The sequence below is a fragment of the Kosmotoga sp. genome (genome assembly GCF_982836095.1).
Genome location: NZ_CEYIHJ010000001.1, coordinates 1 through 5,587, shown reverse-complemented (window position 1 = coordinate 5,587; position 5,587 = coordinate 1). Strand labels below are relative to the sequence as shown.

8 protein-coding genes and 1 tRNA gene are annotated in these 5,587 nt (G+C 38.8%); 5 read left to right on the top strand and 4 right to left on the bottom strand.

The window, feature by feature from the left end:
* The 3 genes from AC3LHT_RS00045 to AC3LHT_RS00035 all read right to left on the bottom strand — a co-directional run.
* The coding region (locus AC3LHT_RS00045; RefSeq protein WP_488661606.1) for a response regulator at window positions 1–246 on the bottom strand (246 nt) is incomplete at its 3' end.
* Between the two features lie 4 nt (window positions 247–250).
* On the bottom strand, window positions 251–1,066 hold the full coding sequence (locus AC3LHT_RS00040; protein WP_488661605.1) for a CheR family methyltransferase: 816 nt from the start codon (window positions 1,064–1,066) through the stop codon (window positions 251–253).
* Window position 1,067: 1 nt separating this feature from the next.
* Window positions 1,068–2,138, bottom strand: coding sequence for a HEAT repeat domain-containing protein (locus AC3LHT_RS00035; RefSeq protein ID WP_488661604.1), 1,071 nt, complete (start codon window positions 2,136–2,138; stop codon window positions 1,068–1,070).
* A 77-nt stretch (window positions 2,139–2,215) separates the two neighbouring features.
* On the opposite strand from AC3LHT_RS00035, the gene AC3LHT_RS00030 reads away from it, so the two are divergent.
* From AC3LHT_RS00030 to AC3LHT_RS00015, 4 genes are all read left to right on the top strand, one after another.
* The gene (locus AC3LHT_RS00030) at window positions 2,216–2,593 is read left to right on the top strand and encodes a response regulator (RefSeq protein ID WP_290646889.1); all 378 of its coding nucleotides are present in this window, start codon (window positions 2,216–2,218) and stop codon (window positions 2,591–2,593) included.
* Window positions 2,568–3,131 carry a hypothetical protein gene (locus AC3LHT_RS00025; protein WP_290646888.1) on the top strand — a complete coding sequence of 188 codons (564 nt, stop codon included), beginning with the start codon at window positions 2,568–2,570 and terminating at the stop codon, window positions 3,129–3,131. Before AC3LHT_RS00030 ends, AC3LHT_RS00025 begins: the two co-directional genes overlap by 26 nt.
* Complete coding sequence (locus AC3LHT_RS00020; protein ID WP_488661603.1) at window positions 3,124–4,506, top strand: ATP-binding protein; 1,383 nt, start codon at window positions 3,124–3,126, stop codon at window positions 4,504–4,506. Before AC3LHT_RS00025 ends, AC3LHT_RS00020 begins: the two co-directional genes overlap by 8 nt.
* Window positions 4,507–4,557: 51 nt before the next feature.
* Window positions 4,558–4,634 (top strand) — tRNA-Asp (locus AC3LHT_RS00015).
* Window positions 4,635–4,666: 32 nt separating this feature from the next.
* On the opposite strand, the gene AC3LHT_RS00010 is transcribed toward AC3LHT_RS00015, so the two are convergent.
* Complete coding sequence (locus AC3LHT_RS00010) at window positions 4,667–5,137, bottom strand: hypothetical protein (RefSeq protein WP_488661602.1); 471 nt, start codon at window positions 5,135–5,137, stop codon at window positions 4,667–4,669.
* Between the two features lie 183 nt (window positions 5,138–5,320).
* Between AC3LHT_RS00010 and AC3LHT_RS00005 the strand changes: the two genes are divergently transcribed.
* On the top strand, window positions 5,321–5,587 hold a 267-nt coding region (locus AC3LHT_RS00005; RefSeq protein ID WP_488661601.1), incomplete at its 3' end, for a type II secretion system protein.

The following is a 5,587-nucleotide window of genomic DNA, read 5'->3' as shown; positions in this document are numbered from 1 at the left end:
TATGACGATTATCGGGAGATCTTCAAAAGCTTCACTTTCCCTTATTTTTCTTATTAATGTTATGCCATCCATTCCAGGCATGTTCAAATCAGCTATTACGCAGTCAAAATCACCATGCAAAAAAAGCAGATCCAGGGCTTCAGCCCCTTCTACAGCTTCAACAACCTCAAAACCCGCAGATTTGAGGACATAGGAGTGGAATTTACGCGTAACACCCGAATCGTCAACAAGCAATACTTTTGGCATTGAATCACCCCTCTGGCTTCATGTACACGTGAATACCATCGATTTTCCTCATTATAAAGGCTTGTGTAATCCTGCTTAGAAACTCTGAAGCTCCTAAAAAAATGTATCCTCCAGGGTTAAGGGCAAAATAAAAATTTTCCACAATTCGCCTTCGGTCTTCCATGGGAAAGTACATTAAAACATTTCTGCAAAATATGAAGTCGAATCTCTCCAACTCTATTAAATCCCTGTTGTTCTTGAGGTTCAAATGTAAAAATTTCACCTTTTTTCTGGGCGTCTTTTTTATATAATAACCTTCCGAAATCTTTTCAAAATACTTTTTCAAATACGTTTTTGGCACATCTTTTACAGCTCTGTCTTCGTAAATCCCCTTCTTAGCCTTTTCAAGTGCTGCTTTGTCTATATCAATGCCAAAAATCTCAAAATCGTACCCTTGCGGTAGCATTTCCAGCCCAATGATGGATAAGGTATAGGCCTCTTCACCAGTCGAACTGCCAGCAGAAAGGATTCTGATCTTCTCTTTTTTTTCTGCGGCCTCTGGCAGGCACGCCTCTCCAAAGACCCTCAGTTGAGCAAACTCTCTGAAGAAATAAGTTTCATTTATAGTGATAAGGTTGATGAGCTTTTGAATTTCGATACCTCTATTGTCAAATATTTTGAGGAACTTAAGGTAATCTGAAACTGAGGACAGTCCAAGATCTTCCACCCTTTGGTTCACTCTGCGCTTCAAAAACAACAGCTTACCGTCATCCAAATATATGCCACTTTTTCTATAAATAATGTTTCTTAACTCCACAAAGTCATGTATATTAAGTTCCATTTTATTCACTCGCTTTTTTTATCGCCTCTTGCGCTATCTCTTTTAATTCTTCAGAAGGAAACCTGGATAGCATTTCCTTAATGGCTTTAATTCCTCGCTTTGATTTCAAAAGAGCCAAAGCCTCTATTGCACCTATCTGCTCAAAGAAATTTTCACTGTTGAGTAAAGAAATCAACTTTTCTTCACAGTTTTTGCACCCTATTTTTCCAAGGAGCTTGATTGCTTCATACTTGCTCACTGGTGGGATTTTACCCAGAAAGAGCTTCCATACCGCGGAGCATAGCCTTTCTCTTTCAAAGGGTTCGAGCACTTTGTTCGCAACCACATAGCTCTCCATGAGAGCAATTATTTCACTGTGAAAGGGTTCTCCCCTCTTGTCTGTCAGTTTTAGCAATATTTGAAGATAATCACGGTATGGAAATTTTATTGCCAGTTTTAAATAGGGAATAAGAAAAAAGTCTGGAAGGGATTCCGGATCAGGGAAGATTTCATTTACTGCTTTGAAAGAGTCTTCATCACCGATTTTCACAAGAGTCTCAAGACAGGACACAGTCAAAAAGCTATCCTTTGATTCTTTCAATATGGAAAGCACTCTTTCGGTATAATCGTGGGCTTCAAAGTTACCAATAGTTTCTATGGCGGCGATTACGTTGTTCGTATCGCTGTCATCAAGTGCCAGCGAAATTATGTCAATGACTTCGGGGTTATTCATTAGTATTAGCGCGTCCAGCGCGAGCTTTCTGATGTGCTTGTCTTCATCTTTTAACCTTTCTCTTAATACAGAAACCGCACTTCCTCTATGATGGGCCAAGATAACAACTGCAAGATCTCTCAAATGTAACCTATCTTCTTCAAAGAGAGCAGAAACATCTTTTGATACTTCGGGAACATCGAAGCTCTTTAAAGTATCAACAATTGCCTCTGAAACCAGCTCGTTTTCTTCGTTTTTCAGCATCTCGACGAGAACATCAGAAAGATTGAAAATGCTCTGCTCGCGAACAAACTTTAGAGCCCGTAACTTTTCAAAAGAATCATCTGAATTCAAAAGAGCCAGGATATGTTCCCTATTCATTTAGAATCTCAACTCCTGTTACAATTTTGGTATAATGATTATATCACAGCAAGAAACAGAGTCAGGGAGGTATGTTAATGAAGATACTGTTCATAGATGATTCGCGCCTTTCAAGAAGAATAACTTCGAGATACCTGAAACTGCATTTTCCCGAAGCTGAGGTTAATGCGATTGGACCTGAAGACTTAGAAAAGACTCTTGAAAAATCCCAGGAGTACCAGATGGTGATCACCGACCTGCTTATGCCGGGAATTTCAGCTGAAGAAGTAATAAAGAAGATACTAAAAAAAGCCCCAGAAGCCTTTTTGGCTGTTCTCAGCGCAAATGTTCAAGAGAAAATGAAAGAGAAAATGCAGCGACTTGGGGTACAGGTATTTCTTGGAAAACCCTTGACTGAAGAAAAAATAATCACTTTGAAGGAGGCATATTATGCCGGAAGAAAAAATTCTCAATAGTCTGAAGGAAATATTGAGTCTTGGCGCTATTCAGGCTGGGAAGGTACTTGAAGAACTGTCCGGGATGACTGTGGAACTACGGATAACCAAAATTTATAAAGGTGTCTTTGGAAAAAAATTTGAAAAACAGTATTTCCTGATGCGCCAGAGAGTTAACGGCAAACCCTTTAACGCCAGTTTTTATTTTTCCATGTTAGACACGGAATTTTTGAAATTTTTAGCCACCCTTGATTCTTCTGATGCGGTTAGGGATTACCAGGAATACGACCTCGTAGATTCTTTCCTCGAAGTGGGGAACATCATTTCCGGTAATGTAATAGCAGTGTTTGCCGATTTTTTGAATTTGGAACTGGAGTACGAACTTCCCACAATGGTGACCTTCGAAATGGAACCGGAGCTTATGGAAAAAGAATTCTTTTTTACCAAAGTATATTTTGAAATAAAGGAAATCGAAGTTCACGGTTACTTGCTTTTAGCATTCAGCAAAGAGGCATATTCCGCAATCGTAAAAAAGCTGGGAGAGATAATCAATGACTGAAAACTTTGCAGATTATCTGACCTTTTCAATCGCTGAAATAGATAGCAGCGGCAATATACTGTTCAAGAATTCTCGTTTCAAAGCGAATTTCGGCGAAGTTTCAAACATCTTTGAGATCATGAACGAAAATATCAAGAACATAGTTATAGATGCAATGAAACACCGTTACCCTCTAACTTTCTTTGGCAGAAGACACAGGAAAATAGTGCTCAGCAGCCAAGAATACTACACAGTGATTTTTTCTCCAGCCCAAAAAGGACATTATATTGTTGAGCTTCAAAAGAGAAACCTTGAAAACATAAAAGACGAACTTGTGGGAGAAGGCCAGAGAAAAAGCAACATAGTTAGAAAGGTGGAAATTGAGTTTCTAACAATATTGAACAGGTTTCTGATAACAAGAGCTGACAGCTTCGAATTCATATGGGAAACCGGGAAAAAACTTCTGGAATATCGCATTTTAAGCGGCCTTAGGCTGTATGCTGAAGGGGAGCATACGGATATAGGCCATCTAAAAGAACCGGTTGTTAAGAATATCATAGAGGGCAATTCTGAATCCATAGTTCTCGAATACAGTCTTAATGAGGAATCCGAGATTTCTTTCAAACTTCTGGTGGACTTCTGGATTAGGCTTATAAGGCTATATGCTGGTATTTACCGACCTTTAAAGCATGTAAAAGGAAACATGGCTATGGGACCAGCCACTAAAAGAGAAGAGTTCATCAAAGAACTCTCTCTAAGAATGCATGAACTCGTGGAAGAATCCGCTGGAGTGGTAGCTAAAACAAGAAGGGAGCTCTTCAAAAATTATGAAAGTAATGAAATGAAAGAACAGCTTGACGTGATACAAAAAAAACTAACCACATTATGGGATATCCTGGTGGTTTTTGACGAAGCGCTTTCATTCCCGATGCAGGACAGCGAAATCGATCTTCTCAATTTGATAAAGAGCACTGTTAAGATTTTCAGGAGCAAATTACCACCTTCTATCAAAATTGAGCTTCTGCCAGATGACTGGAATCCGCACCCCATCAAAGGGGATAAAGTGAAATTAGAAATCCTTTTTTCCTCGCTTTTAGATCGCGTGCTTGAGAACTTAAAAGAAAAAGAAAAAGAAAAACCATCAGGATTAATAAGTTTCAGCCTTTCAAGCGGAGAAAAGGAATACCTTGTGATTATAAGAGACAATGGCAAAAAAATGGATAGCAGCAAAATAAAAGACATGTTGAATATCCCGGAGTCTCTTGAGAAAGGGTACCAGGCCCTCATACTTCAGTCAATACTCTTTCAGCAAGGGATAGAGCTTTCAGTAGAAACAACTGAAAAGGGAAACAGCTTTATTCTGGTCTTTCCGAGAATCAGAGATTCCTTAAAGTAAAGCTTTTCCCTATTGACATAAGCTGCAAGCTGTTGTAAAATTTTTAGCGTTGGGGACGTGGTGAAGATGGTTATCATGCCGGTCTGTCACACCGGTGGCCGCGAGTTCGAGTCTCGTCGTCCCCGCCAGCAAAAAAAAGGGGATCAATTGATCCCCTTTTTTAATACTCTTTATCAAAAAGAAGCTTTGCACTTTCTTCGAGATATTTCAGAATTTCTTTGACTTCATTCAAAGATACAGGCATGTCCTTTTCTTTTTCAAAAGCAAAGCGTGGATCCAGATGTACTATCCTGTGATCCCGAAAAGCCTTTATTTTCCTGATGGTTTCTTCTAAATTATTTTCATCATTCTCAAGTTTATCCAATATCGGAAAAAGCTTTTTTCTGAAAGACTTTAGCACATTACCGCGTAAGAAAAGCCTCAGGTTCTTGAAAGTGTAGCCGCTGTTTTGGAGCAGCTTGACTACTCTAACACAAGCGATCTCAAAAAGAGCCCTTTTAACTGAGGAATCGTCAAGCTTTTCAAGGGCATTTATGATATTATTCAAAATCTTTATCTCTTCCGTAAAGATGGCTTTTCTTCTATAAAAGGCACCAACTGCCTCTGGCTTTAACATTTTCTCTATTTTCATAACTGTATTATATTCTGCAGTTGTTAAAATCGCATTATATGTTATTATTCGTATGGATAAATGTGCTTACTTTTATTCGGAACTTTATGATTTCTTTTTACTCTTGAAATTGCAACCACATCTTTTTATATTCTTTTGTGAATAGAATGGAATTGTGTATATATCATAATCAGGGGGTATCTTATGTTCAGAAAAAAGGGTTTCTCACTGGTAGAAATGCTTATCGTTCTTGCGGTTATGGCTACGTTGATTGCGACAATAACACCCGTAGCGATGAACGCCATCCGTAAAGCAAAAGCTGTTCAGGTTGCTTTCAACTTAAAAGTACTCGTCACTGGCATGGAAAATAAAATTCTCCTGGATTCACAAGTACCGGAAAATATCAAAGTCATCGGCAGAGATATCGATGTAACAAACTATGGAGTGGCTTATACTTCTTCAGGTGGTCAT